19 protein-coding genes are annotated in these 18309 nt (G+C 61.8%); 9 read left to right on the top strand and 10 right to left on the bottom strand.

The features are described from left to right. Positions 1–55: 55 nt before the first annotated feature. The 4 genes from AB1E34_RS03030 to AB1E34_RS03015 all read right to left on the bottom strand — a co-directional run bounded on the left by AB1E34_RS03030 (position 56) and on the right by AB1E34_RS03015 (position 3598). On the bottom strand, positions 56–1231 hold the full coding sequence (locus AB1E34_RS03030; RefSeq protein ID WP_372570864.1) for an acetyl-CoA C-acetyltransferase: 1176 nt from the start codon (positions 1229–1231) through the stop codon (positions 56–58). 178 nt (positions 1232–1409) lie between these two features. Beyond that, entirely contained in the window at positions 1410–2249 is an 840-nt protein-coding gene (locus tag AB1E34_RS03025; RefSeq protein ID WP_372570863.1) for an EAL domain-containing protein, read from the bottom strand. Positions 2250–2352: 103 nt separating this feature from the next. Beyond that, positions 2353–2634 (bottom strand): hypothetical protein, encoded by a 282-nt coding sequence (locus tag AB1E34_RS03020; protein WP_372570862.1) that lies wholly within the window; start codon positions 2632–2634, stop codon positions 2353–2355. Positions 2635–3034: 400 nt separating this feature from the next. Then, entirely contained in the window at positions 3035–3598 is a 564-nt protein-coding gene (locus AB1E34_RS03015) for a TlpA family protein disulfide reductase (protein ID WP_372570861.1), read from the bottom strand. A 26-nt stretch (positions 3599–3624) separates the two neighbouring features. Between AB1E34_RS03015 and argH the strand changes: the two genes are divergently transcribed. The 4 genes from argH (at position 3625) to AB1E34_RS02995 (ending at position 5837) form a co-directional block, all read left to right on the top strand. Next, positions 3625–5016, top strand: a complete 1392-nt coding sequence (gene argH / locus AB1E34_RS03010; RefSeq protein WP_372570860.1) for an argininosuccinate lyase — start codon at positions 3625–3627, stop codon at positions 5014–5016. After that, positions 5013–5306: a hypothetical protein gene (locus AB1E34_RS03005; RefSeq protein ID WP_372570859.1), complete on the top strand. Its 294-nt coding sequence runs from the start codon at positions 5013–5015 to the stop codon at positions 5304–5306. Before argH ends, AB1E34_RS03005 begins: the two co-directional genes overlap by 4 nt. Then, positions 5303–5473: a hypothetical protein gene (locus tag AB1E34_RS03000; protein WP_372570858.1), complete on the top strand. Its 171-nt coding sequence runs from the start codon at positions 5303–5305 to the stop codon at positions 5471–5473. Before AB1E34_RS03005 ends, AB1E34_RS03000 begins: the two co-directional genes overlap by 4 nt. Positions 5474–5534: 61 nt before the next feature. Next, positions 5535–5837 carry a DUF2834 domain-containing protein gene (locus tag AB1E34_RS02995; RefSeq protein ID WP_372570857.1) on the top strand — a complete coding sequence of 101 codons (303 nt, stop codon included), beginning with the start codon at positions 5535–5537 and terminating at the stop codon, positions 5835–5837. A gap of 86 nt (positions 5838–5923) precedes the next feature. On the opposite strand, the gene AB1E34_RS02990 is transcribed toward AB1E34_RS02995, so the two are convergent. Further along, entirely contained in the window at positions 5924–6427 is a 504-nt protein-coding gene (locus AB1E34_RS02990; protein ID WP_510769683.1) for a GNAT family N-acetyltransferase, read from the bottom strand. A 177-nt stretch (positions 6428–6604) separates the two neighbouring features. Between AB1E34_RS02990 and lysA the strand changes: the two genes are divergently transcribed. Both lysA and AB1E34_RS02980 read left to right on the top strand, forming a co-directional pair. Further along, a complete protein-coding gene (lysA, locus tag AB1E34_RS02985; RefSeq protein WP_372570855.1) occupies positions 6605–7870 on the top strand; it encodes a diaminopimelate decarboxylase in 1266 nt (421 codons plus the stop codon). 38 nt (positions 7871–7908) lie between these two features. After that, on the top strand, positions 7909–10470 hold the full coding sequence (locus AB1E34_RS02980; RefSeq protein ID WP_372570854.1) for a TIGR02302 family protein: 2562 nt from the start codon (positions 7909–7911) through the stop codon (positions 10468–10470). Positions 10471–10475: 5 nt separating this feature from the next. On the opposite strand, the gene AB1E34_RS02975 is transcribed toward AB1E34_RS02980, so the two are convergent. After that, the gene (locus AB1E34_RS02975) at positions 10476–11375 is read right to left on the bottom strand and encodes a zinc-ribbon domain-containing protein (RefSeq protein ID WP_372570853.1); all 900 of its coding nucleotides are present in this window, start codon (positions 11373–11375) and stop codon (positions 10476–10478) included. Between the two features lie 184 nt (positions 11376–11559). On the opposite strand from AB1E34_RS02975, the gene AB1E34_RS02970 reads away from it, so the two are divergent. The 3 genes from AB1E34_RS02970 to AB1E34_RS02960 are packed head-to-tail and all read left to right on the top strand — an operon-like array spanning position 11560 to position 13855. Beyond that, positions 11560–12237, top strand: coding sequence for a cell division ATP-binding protein FtsE (locus AB1E34_RS02970; protein ID WP_372570852.1), 678 nt, complete (start codon positions 11560–11562; stop codon positions 12235–12237). Beyond that, positions 12234–13133 carry a cell division protein FtsX gene (locus tag AB1E34_RS02965; RefSeq protein WP_372570851.1) on the top strand — a complete coding sequence of 300 codons (900 nt, stop codon included), beginning with the start codon at positions 12234–12236 and terminating at the stop codon, positions 13131–13133. The genes AB1E34_RS02970 and AB1E34_RS02965 overlap by 4 nt, the downstream gene beginning before the upstream one ends. Next, positions 13133–13855 carry a lysophospholipid acyltransferase family protein gene (locus tag AB1E34_RS02960; protein ID WP_372570850.1) on the top strand — a complete coding sequence of 241 codons (723 nt, stop codon included), beginning with the start codon at positions 13133–13135 and terminating at the stop codon, positions 13853–13855. The genes AB1E34_RS02965 and AB1E34_RS02960 overlap by 1 nt, the downstream gene beginning before the upstream one ends. A gap of 253 nt (positions 13856–14108) precedes the next feature. On the opposite strand, the gene lpdA is transcribed toward AB1E34_RS02960, so the two are convergent. The 4 genes from lpdA to odhB form a co-directional block, all read right to left on the bottom strand. Continuing rightward, a complete protein-coding gene (gene lpdA / locus AB1E34_RS02955) occupies positions 14109–15497 on the bottom strand; it encodes a dihydrolipoyl dehydrogenase (RefSeq protein ID WP_372570849.1) in 1389 nt (462 codons plus the stop codon). 101 nt (positions 15498–15598) lie between these two features. Continuing rightward, positions 15599–16369 carry a sulfotransferase family 2 domain-containing protein gene (locus AB1E34_RS02950; protein WP_372570848.1) on the bottom strand — a complete coding sequence of 257 codons (771 nt, stop codon included), beginning with the start codon at positions 16367–16369 and terminating at the stop codon, positions 15599–15601. 161 nt (positions 16370–16530) lie between these two features. Beyond that, positions 16531–16800 (bottom strand): hypothetical protein, encoded by a 270-nt coding sequence (locus tag AB1E34_RS02945; RefSeq protein WP_372570847.1) that lies wholly within the window; start codon positions 16798–16800, stop codon positions 16531–16533. 2 nt (positions 16801–16802) lie between these two features. Further along, a complete protein-coding gene (gene odhB / locus AB1E34_RS02940; RefSeq protein WP_372570846.1) occupies positions 16803–18308 on the bottom strand; it encodes a 2-oxoglutarate dehydrogenase complex dihydrolipoyllysine-residue succinyltransferase in 1506 nt (501 codons plus the stop codon). Position 18309 lies beyond the last annotated feature (1 nt).

Here is an 18309-nt window from a genome sequence, read left to right as displayed (position 1 = left end):
GAGCGCAAAGAAAAGGGCGCCCGAAAGCGCCCTATCCGATAGGAAGCGGAACCGCTCAATCCCGCTCAACGCAGAGCGCGACGCCCATGCCGCCACCGATGCAGAGCGTGGCGAGACCTTTCTTGGCGTCCCGGCGCTTCATCTCGAAGAGCAGGGTGTTGAGCACCCGGCAGCCCGAGGCGCCGATCGGGTGACCAATGGCGATTGCGCCACCGTTGACGTTCACGATCGAGGGGTCCCAGCCCATGTCCTTGTTTACCGCGCAGGCCTGCGCGGCAAAGGCTTCGTTGGCTTCGACCAGATCGAGGTCGTCCACCGTCCAACCGGCTTTTTCCAGCGCCTTGCGCGAGGCATAGATCGGGCCGACGCCCATGATCGACGGGTCCAGCCCCGCCGTGGCATAAGACGCGATCCGGGCCAGGGGTTCGATCCCGCGCTTCTCGGCATTCTCCGCCGACATCAGCAGCGTCGCGGCCGCGCCATCGTTCAGGCCGGAGGCATTGGCCGCCGTGACCGAACCGTCTTTGGTGAAGGCCGGGCGCAGCTTGCCCATGGCTTCCATTGTCGCGCCGTGGCGGACATATTCGTCGCTGTCCATCACGATGTCGCCCTTTCGGGTCTTGATCGTGAACGGCGTGATCTCATCGGCGAATTTGCCCGCCTTCTGGGCGGCTTCGGCCTTGTTCTGCGAGGCAACGGCAAATTCGTCCTGCATGTCGCGGCTGATCTGCCATTTCTCGGCGACGTTTTCGGCGGTCTGGCCCATGTGATAACCATTAAACGCGTCCCAGAGCCCGTCGCGGATCATGGTGTCGATATATTTCATGTCGCCCATCTTGTGACCGGCGCGCAGCGCGGCGGCATGAGGGCTGAGCGTCATGTTCTCCTGGCCGCCCGCAGCCACGATCTCGGCATCGCCCAGTTGGATGTGCTGCGCGCCCAGCGCAACGGCCCGCAGGCCCGACCCACAGACCTGGTTGATACCCCAGGCCGCGCTTTCCTGCGGCAGACCGGCATTGATATGCGCCTGACGGGCCGGGTTCTGACCCTGTGCCGCAGTCAGGACCTGACCCAAGATGGTCTCGCTGACCTCAGCTTTGTCGACGCCCGCGCGCTCGACCACGGCTTCCAGCACAGCCGCACCAAGATCATGTGCTGGCGTGTTGGCAAATGAGCCGCCGAAACTGCCGACGCCCGTCCGCGCCGCCGATGCTATTACTACGTTTGTCATGTGGTCAGTCCTCTGCCGTCAGGGTCAGCGGGACTTGTTCGACGCTGTTGGGATCCTGAATTGGTCCCCAGAGCGCCCGGTCATTCCCGCTCTGACATTGGCAATAACGCAATGCTGAAATTGCAGCAACCGGTAGCTTTGTTGTGCTGGTCCGGGTTGCGCGGCGCGCAAGCCCCGATCAGGCCCCGCGGCGCTGACTGTCGCTCCGCCAGGGCGGATTGACGCTGGGCGCTCCAAACAGATAGCCCTGCAAGGCATCTACGCCTGCTTCGACCAGAAAGCGGGCATCTTCCTCGGTCTCCACCGATTCGGCCACGATCAGCATGTCGAATTCGCGCGCGAGGGCGATCAGGGATCGCACAACGGCCTGATTGCCGGTATCGGAACTGACCCTGCGGACAAACTGCCCATCGATTTTCACGGCGTCGAAGAAGAAATCGCGGAACTGGCTGAACGAGACCGGGTCGGCACCGTAATCGTCCAGCGCGAAGGCGATGCCGAGAAGTTGCAAGCGGTCCATGAAATCGATCACCAATTCAGGCACCGTCATCGCCGAGCCCTGATTGATTTCCAGGATCAGCCGGTCACCCAGCGTTTTGTCTCGTTTCAGGGATCGTTCCAGAATACGCATCCAACGGCTGTACCCGATGGAGCGTGCGGACATGTTGATCGACAAGCGGATATGGGGGGCCTTGGACAAGGTCTTAAGCCCGCTTTCCAGCGCGATACAATCAAGGTCGCGCCCCACCTCGGTGTTTTCGACCGCTGGCATGAACTCGCGCGCGGGAATCACCCGGCCGGTTTCGTCCAGAACCCGGATGAAGCCTTCGTAAAAGGCAATCTGATTGGGTGTGCGGGACTGCATCACCGGCTGAAAGGCCAGCATACATTGTTTGTGCCGGACCGCATCCTTGGCCATCTGCAGCACGGATTTGTCGCGCCGTTCCACCGCGTTGTTGAGCGGGCTCTCGGCACCTTCTGGAAGATCGGCCTTGCGGCGTTCTCGTTTCAGGATCATGACCCGGTTTCCTGCACGACATGGAGACCGGGACAGCTTTGACCCAAAACTGTAAACAGAGGCTTAAAGCGCGGATTTTAGACGCATCGAATGCGCCCGCCGGTCATCGCGCCATTCGTTTCGCGGCGCGTTCGGATAGTGGGGCGGCGTTTTGATTTGCCGAATTGCCTGCAGCGATATGGTCCATGTGGGGCTGTCGGATGTCTTCGAAACGCGGCTTTCGCGAGGTCAGCAGTTGCGGCAGGCTGACCAGAACACATCCCAGCGCGCCTGCACCCATCAATCCCAGACCAGCAACGTAGAGCAGGGGGATGTCGGGCAGCACCTGCACGGCGAAAGAGGCAAGGAAAATTCCTATACATCCGGCAAACAGAAAAAGGCGCATAGACGTCGTCATGACCATCGTTATCCCAGCTTTCGTTATTGCGGGGCGACAGCCGCCCGGCAGGAATTTCGCCGCTCTTCGAATGAGGATTATGTAAGCGCCACCTGCCTGTCTTCAATGGAAGGGCCCTTCAGCGATCCGTGAACCATCGCGCAAGTCTTTGGCGGAATTTGGAAAGATAAAGGGAAAATCAGAGGCGTTTGTGGCCGATTCGCCTGATTTCCCGGAGTGAGGGCGGCGCTATTGGATCACCCAACTTACAGGCACGCTCTTGCCCTTGTTGTGAGTGAAGGTCACCACCTTTGGGTCGCTGTCCGATCACCAAGCTACCGGGTGCGATGCTCCCCACTGGATGCGGGGAGGCATGCCGGAGGTTCCGGACCTGTCGGGTGATCTCCGATCAACTCCCGGGGGCGATCAACTCGGTAATGATGGCTTTGGCGCTGTCGGAGTTCCAGTCGGCGTCGCCCCGCAGTCGCGCGATCTCGTTGCCTTCGGGGTCAAGGATCACCGTGATAGGCAGACCCAGAACCGCCATTTCCCGCGCCACCGCCATCTTGGGGTCCTGATGCCGGGGCAGGTTGTCGACGCCGATCTCATCAAAGAACTTTTTGATGCCCGCAGGCGCGTTGCGACCGGTGGCCAGGGTCAAAACCTCGAACTGCTCGCCGCCGAACTCCGACTGAAGCGCGGACAGCATTGGCATCTCCTTGCGGCAGGGCGCACACCATGTGGCCCAGAAGTTCAGCAGCACGTATTTGCCCTGATAATCGGCCAGCGTCGCGGTGCCCGCACCATCGGCCAGATCGAAGCTTTGGGCCGATACAGGTTTCGGTTCGAGGTGAAACACCAGCTTCTTCATATCGCCTTCGCGCAACGGCTCCAGCGTGCTCAGATCTTCGCCAGCCGCATTTGCACCCGAAGCGAGGGCGGTATAGACGAGCGCAAGCAACAGTTTCTTCATATCCCCTCCGAAGGGTTTTCAGACCAATGACAGACACGACCTCGAACCAGATGTGGGGCGGCCGCTTTGCCGCCGGACCAGACGCGATCATGGAGGCGATAAATGCCTCGATCGGGTTCGATCAGCGCATGGCTGCTCAGGACATCGCAGGGTCGCGCGCCCATGCGGCGATGCTGGCCGCGACAGGCGTTATTACTGATAGTGACGCCAAGGCCATTCGGGAAGGGCTGCTCACTGTTTTGTCAGAGATCGAAGCCGGGGATTTCACCTTTTCCACCGCGCTGGAAGACATCCACATGAATGTCGAGGCGCGGCTGAAAGAGATCATTGGCGAACCCGCGGGCCGTTTGCACACGGGTCGCAGCCGCAACGATCAGGTGGCGACCGATTTCAAGCTCTGGGTGCGCGATCAGCTGGACGCGGCCGAAAGCGGGTTGCTGGCCCTGATCAGCGCGCTTTTGTCACAGGCCGAGGCCGGGGCCGACTGGGTGATGCCGGGCTTCACCCATCTGCAGACCGCGCAGCCGGTGACATGGGGCCATCACATGATGGCCTATGTCGAGATGTTCGGGCGCGACCTGAGCCGCGTGCGCGACGCGCGCGCCCGGATGAACGAATCGCCCCTTGGTGCCGCAGCACTGGCCGGCACTTCTTTCCCCATCGACCGGGACATGACCGCCAAGGCGTTGGGCTTCGACCGGCCCGCCGCCAACTCGCTGGACGCGGTCAGCGATCGGGACTTCGCGCTTGAGTTCCTGTCCACCGCATCAATCTGCGCGATGCATCTCAGCCGCTTTGCCGAAGAATTGGTGATCTGGTCCTCGGCCCAGTTCCGGTTTGTCACGCTCAGCGACCGGTTCTCGACCGGCTCGTCGATCATGCCGCAAAAGAAGAACCCGGATGCCGCCGAACTGATCCGCGCCAAGGTCGGGCGTATTTTTGGGGCCAATACGGCGCTGATGATGGTGATGAAGGGGCTGCCGCTGACCTATTCCAAGGACATGCAGGAAGACAAGGAGCAGGTCTTTGACGCTGCCGACAACTGGATGCTGGCGCTGGCCGCGATGGAGGGTATGGTGCGCGACATGACCGCCAACCGCGACAGCCTGGCGGCGGCGGCGGGCAGCGGGTTTTCCACCGCCACCGATCTGGCCGACTGGCTGGTGCGGGTTCTGGGCCTGCCTTTCCGCGACGCCCATCACGTGACTGGCACTCTGGTGGCGCGTGCGGAAAGCCGTGGCTGCGATCTGCCCGATCTGAGCCTTGCCGAGATGCAGGAGGTCCACGGCGACATCACGCAGGATGTCTACAGTGTTCTTGGAGTTGAAAATTCGATAAACTCGCGGACATCTTATGGTGGAACTGCGCCGGTCCAGGTGCGCGCGCAGGTTCAGAGATGGAAAGACATTCTGGGATGAAACACCTCGTCGCACTGGCCGGACTCGTATTGCTCGCTGCCTGCGAGCAGACGAGTACCGGCGTCGGCGCCTCGGTTGGTGCGGATGGTGGTGCGGTGGGGGTTGGTGCCAGTTCCGGCCCCGTCAATGTCGGCGCGGGCACGGGCGGCGTTGGCGCGAGCGTCGATGTTGTCGATACCGGCAATGCGGCGGTCACCGTTGGAACCGGGGGACCGGCGGCATCGGTGCGGGTCGGTAACTCGCCGATCCGGGTGGGCCTGGGCCTGGGTGGATTGAGGTTGGGACTATGAGAAAACTCTGCATTCTTGCTTTATTGGCGGTTGCGGCTTGCGGTGCCGATGGCGAACCGGTGCAGCCAACGCTCAACGCTTATGGCGGTTTTGGCAGCAGCGGCGGCTATGTCGGTGGTGCCGTCGGTTTGAACAAAGGACCGCTGGGCATTTATCTGGGGTTCTGAGCCGATAAGGACTGGCTGATCCTGCCTGGCGCGCTAGCTGCGGCGGAAACCGGAGATCGCCATGAGATTTGTCTTCCTCGCGCTTGCCATCTGGGGCGCGATTCACCCGATGTACTATTTCCTGCAATGGTTCCGCGAGAACGGCTTCGACCTCTACGCGATGACGCAAGCCTGGCATGCTAATGCCGCCAGCTCCGGTCTGGTGTGGGACCTGACCATCGCGGCCATCGCCCTGACCCTCTGGATCATGGCCGAGGTCATCAGCCGCCGGGCCTGGATCAACCTGATCGCCATTCCTGCCACCTTCTGCATCGGGGTCAGCTGCGGGCTACCTCTCTATCTGTTTCTACGGTCCAGATATTGATGCGGCGCTTACAAGCTCTGTACTCGAGGCAAACACCGCATTGACGCAGGCCTCTTGCATGACTGCGATGCGGGATCAGGCGGGCGCTAGACTTTGCCAACCTCTCGACTGATCTTCATTGGCAGAATCCGGCCCCATGGGGTTTCCTGAGCAGGTCCGAACTCCCTAAATCCTGATTTTTTGTATGCTGCGATGGCGCGGGCGTTTTCTGGGTCGGGATCAGTTGCGATCACCGGAGCACCTTCGTCAAACAGTGTTCGCAAACGCTCTGCGATAAACGCGGGGCCATGTCCTTTCCCGATCATATCCGGCTCGCCGATGAACTGATCTATGCCCCGAGAACCTTTCGGCAGCTCGAAGAAATGGTGATTTTCCCAACCATGGACGGTGTAGTCCTGCATGTAGGCAAAGGGGTGCCCTGCCAATGAGACAATCCACCTTGCTACACGAGGGTCTTTGAACTCGTATTCGTTGCTGGGCTCATCCGAATCCCACCACTCGCGCACATGTGGTCGCGACTGCCACTCCAACAACAGATCAAGATCAGCCATCGTTGCCATTCGAAATGTGTATCGGTTGGTCGCTGACATGGCCGAAGAATAACATATCGACTATTGGTAGCTATGGGCGTTTGACAGCCAGTCTTAGGACCTGATTGGAATGACTGCTCCGTTTCGAGGAAACAGCTATTTGCCAAAAAGAGCAGGTCAGTGCAGGAGCAACAACCCCATTGATCCTGCTAGGCGTTTCAGTCTAAGCGCGGGCGCATGGATCATTTTCTTTATCGCGACGGCAAACTCTATGCCGAAGATGTGCCGCTGACCGAGATCGCCGCTGCGGTGGGTACGCCGTTCTATGTCTATTCCACCGCGACCCTGCTGCGCCATTTCCGGCTGTTTGACGAGGCGCTGGAGGGGACGGAGCATCTGGTTTGCTACGCAATGAAGGCGGCCAGCAATCAGGCGATTCTGAAGACGCTCGCACAGGCGGGTGCGGGCATGGATGTGGTCTCGGAAGGCGAATATCTGCGGGCGAAAGCAGCGGGTGTGCCCGGTAACAAGATCGTTTTTTCCGGGGTGGGAAAGACGGCGGGGGAAATCCGCACGGCGCTGACCGGTGGCGTCAGGCAGTTCAACATCGAATCCGAGCCAGAGATGCAGGTGATCAGCGCCATTGCTTCGGAACTGGGCGTTACAGCGCCCATCACCATCCGCGTGAACCCCGATGTCGATGCAAAAACCCATGCCAAGATCGCCACCGGCAAGTCGGAGAACAAGTTCGGCATTCCGATTGCGCGGGCCTCAGAGGTCTATGCGCTTGCGGCCTCGCTGCCGGGGCTCGAGGTGATTGGCATCGACGTGCATATCGGCTCGCAGTTGACCGAGCTCGCGCCGTTCGAACTGGCCTACAAAAAGGTCGCCGAACTGACCGAGCAGTTGCGCAGTGAGGGTCACAATATCCGCCGTCTCGATCTGGGCGGGGGGTTGGGCATTCCTTATGCGCGCTCCAACGAAGCGCCCCCGCTGCCGGTGGAATACGGCGCGCTGATCAAACACACGGTGGGCCACCTGGGCTGCGAGATCGAGATTGAGCCGGGCCGCTTGATCGCGGGCAACGCCGGGCTGATGGTATCCAGGGTGATCTATGTGAAATCTGGCGAGGGCCGCGACTTCCTGATCCTCGACGGGGCCATGAACGACCTGATCCGGCCCGCCATGTACGAGGCGTATCACGATATCGTGCCGGTGATCGAACCTGCACCGGGGGCCGAACAGCAGCCCTATGACATCGTGGGGCCCGTCTGCGAAAGCGGCGACACGTTTGCCAAACAGCGCAATATGCCGAAGCTCTCTGCGGGCGATCTGGTGGCCTTTCGCAGTGCCGGCGCTTATGGCGCGGTGATGTCCAGCGAATACAACACGCGCCCCCTGACCCCCGAAGTTCTGGTGCATGAGGATCAATTCGCGGTTATTCGCCGACGTCCGACCTTTGACGAAATGATAAACCGCGATACCATACCTCTGTGGCTTTGACGCTTTAGCGGCGCTGGCCCGTCAGGAGGCCAAGTTACGTGTCAAACCGGTCCACATATTTGCCTGTCCCGCGCTGGTCGCTGGGACTGACCCGTTTCGGGATGCTCTCGGAGCGGGTTCTGCGTTGTTTCTGGCCCCTGATTTCGATCCTGCTGACGGTCTGTGCCTTGTTGATGCTGGGCATTCACGATCTTGTCCCGGTCGAGATGGTGTGGGCCAGCGGTGCCGCGGCTGTGGCCGGGTCGCTGGTGGCGCTGGTCTGGGGTGCGCGGCGGTTTCACTGGCCAACACGCGGCGAGGCGCTTGCAAGGTTGGATCAGACCTTGCCGGGCCGCCCGATTCAGGCGCTGCTGGACGATCAGGCGATTGGTGAGCGGGACGCTGCCTCGGTCGCGCTCTGGCAGGCGCATCAGGACCGGATGGCGGCAAGGGCCGCCGCCGCCGCGCCGGTGCAGCCCGATCTGCGATTGGCATCACGCGACCCTTACGCACTGCGCTATGCGGCATTGCTGGTGTTTTGCGTGGCGGTTCTGTTCGGTTCGGTCTGGCGGGCCGGATCGATTACCGACATGGCTCCAGGTGCCGCAACCGCCGCCCAAGGGCCGACCTGGGAAGGTTGGGTTGAGCCGCCGCGCTATACTGGTCTGCCGACACTTTATCTGAACGATATCTCCGATCCACAGATGAGCGTCCCAGAAGGCAGCCGCATCGTGCTGCGCTTTTATGGCGAGGTCGGCGCGCTGCAATTGAGCGAAACGATTTCCGAGACCGGCGCCGAAGCAATAACCGAGCCGGAGCAGACGTTGATCGTCACCCGCGATGGGACGCTGAACATCAATGGCGATGGCGGGCGCGCCTGGACGGTCAGCGTGGTATCCGATACCGCGCCGCAGATCGCCGTGGCCGGTGTGGCTGAGGCGCAGGCTGCCGGGCAGATGAGTTTGCCCTTCACTGCCAGCGATGATTACGGCGTGGTCTCCGGCACAGCCGAGATCGCGCTCGATCTGCCCTCCATTGACCGCCGTCACGGGCTGGTGTCCGACCCTGACCCGCGTGAGACGGTCTCGGTCGATCTGCCAATGCCGATCACCGGCGATCGGGATATCTTTACCGAGGATCTGATCGAGGATTTCTCGCAACACCCGTGGGCCAATCTGCCGGTGACAATCACGCTCACCGCCCGCGATGCGGCGGACCAGGAAGGCACGGCGGAACCGCTGCAGACCAACCTGCCTGCGCGCAGGTTCTTCCAGCCCTTGGCGGCGGCGATCATCGAACAGCGGCGTGATCTGCTCTGGGCGCGCTCGAACGGCGCGCGCGTTGCGCAGATGCTGCGCGCGGTATCGCACCGGCCCGAGGATGTGTTCCGCTCGCAAACCGCCTATCTGCGCCTGCGCGTGACCTTGCGGCGGTTGGAAACCTTCAACGAATTTGGGTTGAAGCCAGAGCAGCAGGACGAGATCGCGCAAGCGCTCTGGGATCTGGCGATCATCCTCGAAGAGGGCACTTTGTCGGACGCGCTGGAACGGCTGCGGCGCGCACAGGAACGCCTGTCGGAGGCGATGAAGAACGGGGCCTCGGATCAGGAAATTGCCGAACTGATGCAGGAATTGCGCGAGGCCACGGACGACTATCTGCGCCAATTGCAGCGCCAAGCCCAGCAAGACAACGAAAACAGCGACGAGCGCCAGCAGGGACAGGATGGCGAGTCGATGCAGATGACGCAGGACGATCTGCAGCGCATGATGGATCGCATTCAGGAACTGATGGAACAGGGCCGCATGGCCGAAGCGCAGCAGGCGCTGCAGGAACTCCAGGAAATGATGGAGAACATGCGTGTCACCCAGGGCCAGGGACAAGGCCAGCAATCCGAAGGTCAGCAGGCGATGGAAGGTCTGGCCGAAACCCTGCGCAACCAGCAGGGTCTGTCCGATCAGGCGTTCCGCGATCTGCAGGAACAGTTCAATCCAAACGCCAACCGGGGCGAGAGCCAGGAAAACGAAGGCCGCAGCGGCGGGGCCGGGCGCGGTCAGAGCCACGAGGGTCAGGGCGGACAGGGTCAGGGGGATGGCCAGCGCCGGGGCGAAAGTGAAGAACAAGGTGATGGCGGGCAGGGCTCGCTTGCGGATCGTCAGCAGGCGCTGCGCGATGAGTTGCGCCGTCAACAGCAGGGCCTTCCCGGCGAAGGCACGCCCGAAGGCGACGAGGCGCGCGACGCGCTGGATCGGGCCGGGCGCGCCATGGAAGGGGCCGAGGAAGCGTTGCGGCAGAATGATATGGCCGATGCCATCGACCGACAGTCGGAAGCGATGGAAGCGCTGCGCGAAGGGATGCGTGCGCTGGGCGAGGCGCTGGCACAGCAACAGCAGCAGCCCGGACAGGGCACGCAGGAAGGCGATATGCGCGCCCAAAACCGCGACCCGCTGGGGCGCAATCCGGGATCACAAGGCTCGATCGGAACCGACGAACAGCTGCTGCAAGGCGAGGATGTCTACCGCCGCGCCCGCGAATTGCTGGACGAGATCCGCCGCCGCAGCGGCGAGGGCGAGCGCCCGCAGATCGAGTTGGACTATCTCAGACGACTGCTGGACCGGTTCTGAGGCGCCTATTGGGTGGGCAGAATGCCCGAGGCCTTTGCATCCAGCCAGATCCGCGCCTGATCGACGAGCGCGACATAGGCACTGACCATAGGTTCGGCCTGCGGAATGGTTTTGGCTATCGGCGGGGCATAGAGATAGAGCAGTGCAAGCACCAACCCCAGCAGGATCATCGACATGAAGCCACGGCGAAACCCGCCGCTTTGACGCGTGGGCGCAACTTCATCCTCGACTTCGGGGTCGACGTGTTCAGGCTCGGTGTCACCATTGCTCCGCAGGGTCGAGTTGATCTCGTCGATGTTGGGAAACAAGCCGCGTCGCGCGCCGGTTTCGGCGGCTGCGTGATCGGCAACGGGTTCTTCGCCGCGCATGCGGGCCATGCGGTCGCGGGCCTCGCGGGCGCGGCGTTCGGGTTCGTCGCCGGGATGGGTTTCAAGCCCCAATTCGGGCTGGGTTTCCAGACCGTCGGCTTCGGATGAGCGCAGCTGCGCTTCGCGCTCGGCCTCTTCGCGCAGAATATCGGAGACGGCAGAATCGAGATTGCGCGCGGCAGGTTCCGGGGCCATGATTTCTGGCTCTGGCTCTGGCTCTGGCTCTGGCTCTGGCTCTGGCTCTGGCTCTGGCTCTGGCTCTGGCTCTGGCTCTGGCTCTGGCTCTGGCTCGGGTGTAGAGGGCTCGGGGTCGTGCTGAACCTCCGGTTCGGAGTAGTCTTCCGCAGGCTCAGTGCTGTCCTCGGCGTCCGCGGCAGGGGGCTCTTCGACAAAATCGGACTGCGCGTCAGGGTGGTCGGGGTGCGTTTGATACCATGTATCGCCGCAATTGGAGCATTGCACATCGCGCCCCTCTGGCGGGATCACCTCGCTCGGGACCTCGTATTGAGCGCCGCAATTCGGACAAGTAAGACGCATTCTGCCTCCGGGTTTCGGGATCTGCCTGCTTCGGTTTTTTGCGCGATGATAAGTTCTTAATGTCTGGGCGAAAAGGGAGATTTGGAAAAACTCAACGGAAGTGTCGCCAAACCGCCCCGGTCGGGGCATTGAAACCCCATCCCGACTAGGGCAAGAAGGCGGCCAAAGAACCAAGGGGGCAGTGTTGATCGAGCTCGAAAACGTGGGCTACAGCTATGGCGGTGGCGAGTTGCTGAGCGATGTCTCGGTGTCGCTTGCGCCGGGCTCGTTCCATTTCCTGACCGGCCCTTCGGGTGCGGGCAAGACCACCTTGCTGAAACTGTGTTATGGCGCGCTGCTGCCAACGGCGGGGCGGGTTCAGGTGTTTGACCGCGACATGAGCGCGCTGGACCGCGATGATCTGGCCTTGCTGCGCCGCCGGGTCGGCGTCGTGCATCAGGATTGCCGTTTCCTCGACCATCTGCCGCTCTCCGAGAATATCGCTTTGCCGCTGGTCGTTTCGGGGCGCGGCCAAGCTGGCGAGCAGGATAATCTGAAAGAGTTGATGAGTTGGGTGGGCCTGTCGTCGCGTGCCGATGCTCTGCCACCTGAGCTGTCGGGGGGCGAACGGCAGCGGGCGGCGCTGGCGCGTGCCGTGATCATGTCACCGGATGTGGTGCTGGCGGACGAACCCACCGGTAATGTCGACTGGGAGATGTCGCAGCGTCTGTTGCACCTGCTGGTGGAGCTGAACCGGATGGGCAAGACCGTGCTGATCGCGACCCATGACCTGAGCCTGATCCGCGCTGCCAAGAGCCAGGTACAGGCCCGCGTGCTGCGCATTTCGAACAAGGGTTTGCAACTTGCGGGGGCTGATCTGTGAGCAAGGGAACCATCCGGGGATTGCTGCTGAGCGACAAGCAGGCCGACCGGGTCGTGCCGCCCACTGGGTTCACGGCGCAACTGACGGTCTTTGTCGCCGGCGCGATGGCGTTTCTGGCGGTGTTTGCGCTGGCCCTGTCGCTGGCGTCAGGCCGGTTGGCGGATCGTTGGTCTCAGGAGCTTGCGAAGGCGGCAACCCTGCGGATCAACGCACCCGCTGAGCAGCGCGCAGCCCAGACCGAGATCGCGCTGAAAATCTTGCGCCAGACGCCGGGTGTCGCAAATGCCCGTGCGCTTTCCACCGAAGAACAGGCGGCATTGCTGTCCCCGTGGTTCGGCCCGGACCTGCCGATCGACGCGCTGCCCGTGCCGCAGCTGATCGAGGTCACCGCCGGTGAGCCGGGCTATGACATTGCCGGGCTGCGTCTGCGGCTGAGCGCAGAGGTGCCGGGCGCGGTGCTGGACGATCACACGCGCTGGCGCGAACCGTTGGTCGATGCGGCCAAAGGGTTGCGTCGTCTGGGCCTGATCGCGATCCTGCTGATCGGTGGGGCAACGGCCGCGATGATCACCCTGGCCGCCAATGCGGCACTGGCGGCAAACGCGCAGGTGATCGCGGTATTGCGTCTTGTGGGGGCCAAGGACGGCTATATCGCCGGAGCATTTGTGCGCCGCTTCACCTTGCGTGCCCTGATCGGGGCGGGGGCCGGGGTTGTGCTTGGCATGATTGGCGTGATGCTGTTGCCCGCCGCCTCGGACGAGGGCGGTTTTCTGACCGGCCTCGGGTTTCGTGGCATCGGCTGGGCGCTGCCCTTGCTGATCCCGGTGCTGGGTGCGGTGGTCGCCTTTGTTTCCACCTGGGCTGCGGCCCGGCGCCGATTGAAGGAGTTGAGTTGATGGCGGTTCAGTGGCTTCGTTCGCTTGTGTTCACGATTGTCATGTATCTGTGGATGGCAGTGCTGGGGATCCTGTTCTCGCCCTATGCGCTGATCTCGCGCAACGGTGCGCTGTATGCCTGCAAGTTCTATGCGCGGTCTGTGATCTGGATGGCAGGCTGGATGATTGGCCTCAAGGGTCAGGTTCACGGGCCTGTGCCGACCGGAGAAGTGGTGATCGCGGCCAAGCACCAGTCCTTCTTTGACATCATGCTGATCTTTGCCGCAGTGCCCCGGGCCAAGTTCATCATGAAGCGGGAACTGCTCTGGACGCCGTTCATCGGTCTTTATGCCAAGCGACTGGGCTGCATCCCGGTTAATCGCGGCAAGAAAGGCGCGGCTGTGGCCAAGATGGTAAAGGATGTGGCATCGGAGTTCTCCGAGCCCGGGCAATTGGTGATCTACCCGCAAGGTACCCGCGTCGCGCCGGGGGTTCATCTGAAATACAAGGCCGGGACAGCGATCCTTTACCAGGGGTTGGAGTATCCCTGCGTACCTGCCGCCACCAATGTAGGCGTTTTCTGGCCCCGCTCGGGCATCCTGCGCAAGCCCGGTGTCGCAACGGTGGAGTTTCTGGAAACCATTGAACCGGGTTTGGGGCGCGATGTGTTCACCGCGCGATTGGAAGAGTTGATCGAAACGCGCTCCAACGAATTGATGCGCGAGGTGGGCTTCGACGCCTGAGCGCCTGCTTTTGCGTGCGGAGCAAAAAAAGAACGTTCAGTTTTGTGCTGTGCTGCTGGGCATCTGCTGCTCCGGGCATGGGGACAAGCGCGACTTCATCGCCGCGCAGAAGACCGCCCTGGCGCATCTGTTGGCACGGCAATAAGGGCATCGAGACAGGCCGATCCGGCCTCGTGATCGCCCGCCACAGACCTGGATAGATAAAAGGCGAGCCGTCGGGGCTCGCCTTGTTTGCTTTGGGGCAGTGGGTGGATCAGCTGTGGATTGGCCCGTCGCCGCAGGCCAGCGCCGCCTCGCGCACCGCCTCGGAATAGGTCGGGTGGGCGTGGCAGGTCAGCGCCAGATCCTCGGCTGAGGCGCCAAATTCCATCGCCACGCAGACCTCGTGGATCAGATCCCCCGCCGCCGGGCCGATGATATGCGCGCCCAGAATGCGATCGGTGTCCTTGTCGGCGAGGATTTTAACAAAGCCGTCGGCGGCGAAATTGGCCTTGGCCCGGCCATTACCCATGAACATGAACTTGCCGACCTTATAGGCGCGGCCCTGTTCCTTGAGCGTCGCCTCGGTCTCGCCCACATTGGCCACTTCGGGCCAGGTGTAGATCACGCCGGGGATGACGCCGTAGTTCACGTGGCCATGCTTGCCCGCGACCTGTTCGGCGGCAGCCATGCCTTCATCCTCGGCCTTGTGGGCCAGCATGGGGCCGTCGGTGCAGTCACCAATGGCGTAGATGCCCTTGATGTTGGTCTGCCAGTCCTGGCCGACCTTGATTTGGCCGCGCGGGCTCATCTCGACCCCCAGCGCATCGAGGCCCAGACCCTCGGTGTAGGGTTTGCGCCCGGTGGCGACCAGAACCGTGTCGGCATCGATCACATGTTCGCTGTCATCCTTGCGCAGCTTGTAGGTGACCTTGGCCTTGGTCTTGGTGGCTTCGGTCTTTTGCACCGCCGCGCCCATGACGAATTTCATGCCCTGCTTTTTTAGGATGCGCTGGAATGTCTTCTGCACCTCCGGGTCCATGCCCGGTGTGATCGCGTCGAGGAACTCGATGACGGTCACGTCGCTGCCCAGCCGCTGATAGACCGAACCCAGTTCCAGTCCGATCACGCCTGCGCCGATGACGACCAGCTTCTTCGGGATCTTGCCCAGTTCCAGCGCACCAGTGGAGGTGACGACCACTTTTTCGTCCACCTCGACACCGGGCAGCGACGAGGGTTCAGAGCCCGACGCGATGATGATGTTCTTGGCGGTATGGGTCTCGTCGCCCACCTTGACCTGACCGGCGGCGGGGATCGATCCCCAGCCCTTGAGCCAGTCGATCTTGTTCTTCTTGAACAGGAACTCGATGCCCTTGGTGTTCTGTTCAATCGTGTCGGTCTTGTAGGCCTGCATCTGTTTCCAGTCGACCGAGGGCGATTTGCCCTTGAGGCCCATCTTGGCGAAGTTGTGCTCGGCCTCATGCAGGGAATGGCTGGCATGCAGCAGGGCCTTGGAGGGAATGCACCCTACGTTCAGGCAAGTGCCGCCCAACGTCTCGCGCCCCTCAACGACTGCGGTTTTCAGCCCGAGTTGGGCGCAGCGGATGGCGCAGACATAGCCGCCGGGGCCTGCTCCGATTACGATGACGTCATAACTTGCCATTTCAATGGTCCTTCACGATCTTGAGGCCTCAGCCTCGCCAGTCTCGGTACTTGGGTATGTGCCGATATTTCCGGATTGTGACATTTGCACCCATCCTGACCCTAATAGCCGAATTCTTCGAAATCTCTCGCATAAATCACCTCGATCCGTGAAAGCGCCTCTGCGGAAAGTAAAGTCTTTGGATCAAAGCCTGATGCGTTTTTGTTCACTCTTGGTGTAACCCAGTTATCTGGAAGAGGCAGGTCCAGCCGTTCTGCGATGGCTCGATAAAACGTCTCCATCTCTTCTGTTTTGCCGACTAGGTGAGGCTTCAGAACGCGGGGCTTAACGTTTGCCACTTGCGGTCGCCAGTGCCGGTCGACGGAATCCTCGCCATGCTCCTCGATCATGATCTGTATGTAGTCGAGGAATTTCTCCATACCTTGCGATGTCCGAATGTCTCGGTTCCAATCGAACCCGACCATAGCGTTCATGCGCAGACGGTCGTTGGAAAACCACACATGTTTCTGATCGCCAGAGGCGCAGAGATATAGAAAAGCCGATGTTGCCCGGCTGACAGGATCTCGCACAGTGGTCAGTCGCAACGCGGAGTCCAAAGCAGAGAAGCCCGAGGGCAGGGAAAAGATATCGCGAAACACGTTTGCCGACTTCAACTGATGCGCTGCGGAATCGGGGATGATGTTGTTGGTTGGGTCGATCTGCGTCGACAGCGGGACCCCAAATTCCAACTCAAACAAAAACCGCTTTGTCGAGGACGTGCCAGTCTTGCTGTTGCCTTTGTAGGCCCAGCGCAGACTCGGGGGCATGACAAGATGGGTCATGAACATGCGTGCTGAATCGAGTGTCGGAAAGTCCTCCGGAAAACGCTGCATTGCGATTTCCAGCTGGCTGTGCCTTTCGCGAGGGCGCAGTTCCGGTTCGTGAAATATCATCGCCATGGATCGCGCTACCGTAACTTGAGTGCTCTGGAAGGGAGGTTCCGCCAGTCGGGTGCAATGAGGAATGGGCGCACAGGTTCGATTGCCTTTCAGGGCTATACGGGCTCCAACAACTTCACTTCGACATGTGCGACGCCGCCGCGTTCGTGGTAAAGGGCGAAGCCTTCGGATTGCAAGAACGCTTTGGCCTTTTCCAGCTCGGTGATCTCGAACATGGCAATGGCATGGTTGGCGCGATCGGGGTCGCGCCAGACATGCAGGTCCTTGATTCCGGCGGCTTTTCGCGCCGGTTCGTCTTCGCGGAAAACGCCCAACCAGACGTCGAAATCGGCCACATCGGCCTGCCAGAGGACATGTGTCGCCATGATTACAGGTCCATCAGCAGGCGGCGGGGATCTTCCAGCGCTTCCTTCACGCGCACAAGGAAGGTGACCGCGCCCTTGCCGTCAACGATGCGGTGATCATAGGTCAGCGCCAGATACATCATCGGGCGGATTTTGACCTCGCCATTGATGGCCATCGGACGATCCTGGATCTTGTGCATGCCAAGGATACCCGATTGCGGCGGGTTCAGGATCGGCGAGGACATCAGCGAGCCATAGACGCCGCCGTTTGAGATCGTGAACGTGCCGCCCTGCATTTCGGCCATGGACAGCTTGCCGTCACGGGCGCGTTTGCCCTTTTCGGCGATGGCTTTCTCGATCGCGGCAAAGGACATCGCGTCGGCGTCGCGGATGACCGGAACCACCAGACCTTGCGGCGTACCGGCGGCGACGCCCATATGCACGAAGTTCTTGTAGACGATGTCGGTGCCGTCAATCTCGGCATTGACTTCCGGAACCTCTTTCAACGCGTGGCAGCAGGCCTTGGTGAAGAAAGACATGAAGCCCAGGCGCACGCCGTGCTTCTTCTCGAACTGGTCCTTGTACTGATTGCGCAGCGCCATCACCTCGGTCATGTCCACCTCGTTATAGGTGGTCAGGATCGCGGCGGTGTTCTGGGCGTCCTTCAGACGTCTGGCGATGGTCTGACGCAGGCGGGTCATCTTGACCCGTTCCTCGCGCGAGGCATCTTCAGCGGCCACAGGCGCGCGCGGTGCCTGAACCACAGCAGGGGCTGCCGCTGGCGTCGCAGTTGCGGCGGCGGCAACGGCACGGGCCACATCGTCCTTCATCACACGCCCATCGCGACCGGTGCCCTGCACCTGATCGGCGCTCAGGCCCGCCTCGGCCATGGCTTTTTCAGCCGAGGGCGCATTGGCGATATCCTTGCCGCTGGTTGCCGCGCTGGCCGCTGGGGCTGCTGCTGCGGCGGGCGCAGGAGCCGCGCCGCTGGCAGAGCCCGAGATCACCGCCAGTTTGGCCGTCGCATCCACGGTTGTGCCTTCGGGAGCGGTGATTTCCGCCAGCACCCCCGATGCGGGGGCAGGTACCTCGACCGAGACCTTGTCGGTTTCCAGCTCACACAGCATTTCGTCCTGCGCGACGCTGTCGCCCACCTGTTTGAACCAGGTGGAAACGGTGGCTTCGGTCACCGACTCGCCGAGCGTGGGCACCATCACATCGACCGATCCTCCCGAGGCCGCAGGCGCGGGGGCTTCGGCAGGCGCCGCGGCGGGTGCGGGGGCAGCGCCTTCGCCAGCCTGAATGGTGGCGAGCAGGGCATCGACCCCGACGGTGTCACCTTCGGCGGCCACGATCTCTCCCATGGTGCCGGCAGCGGGCGAGGGGACCTCGACCGTGACCTTGTCTGTCTCCAACTCGCAGAGCATCTCATCCACGGCGACGGCATCGCCGGGTTTCTTGAACCAGGTGGCGACCGTGGCTTCGGTCACGGATTCGCCAAGCGTGGGAACACGAACTTCGGTTGTCATC

The sequence above is a fragment of the Ruegeria jejuensis genome (assembly GCF_041537905.1).
Lineage (GTDB): Bacteria > Pseudomonadota > Alphaproteobacteria > Rhodobacterales > Rhodobacteraceae > Ruegeria_C.
The sequence above is the reverse complement of the archived record's forward strand: the minus strand, read 5'-3'. Positions and strand labels throughout refer to the sequence as shown.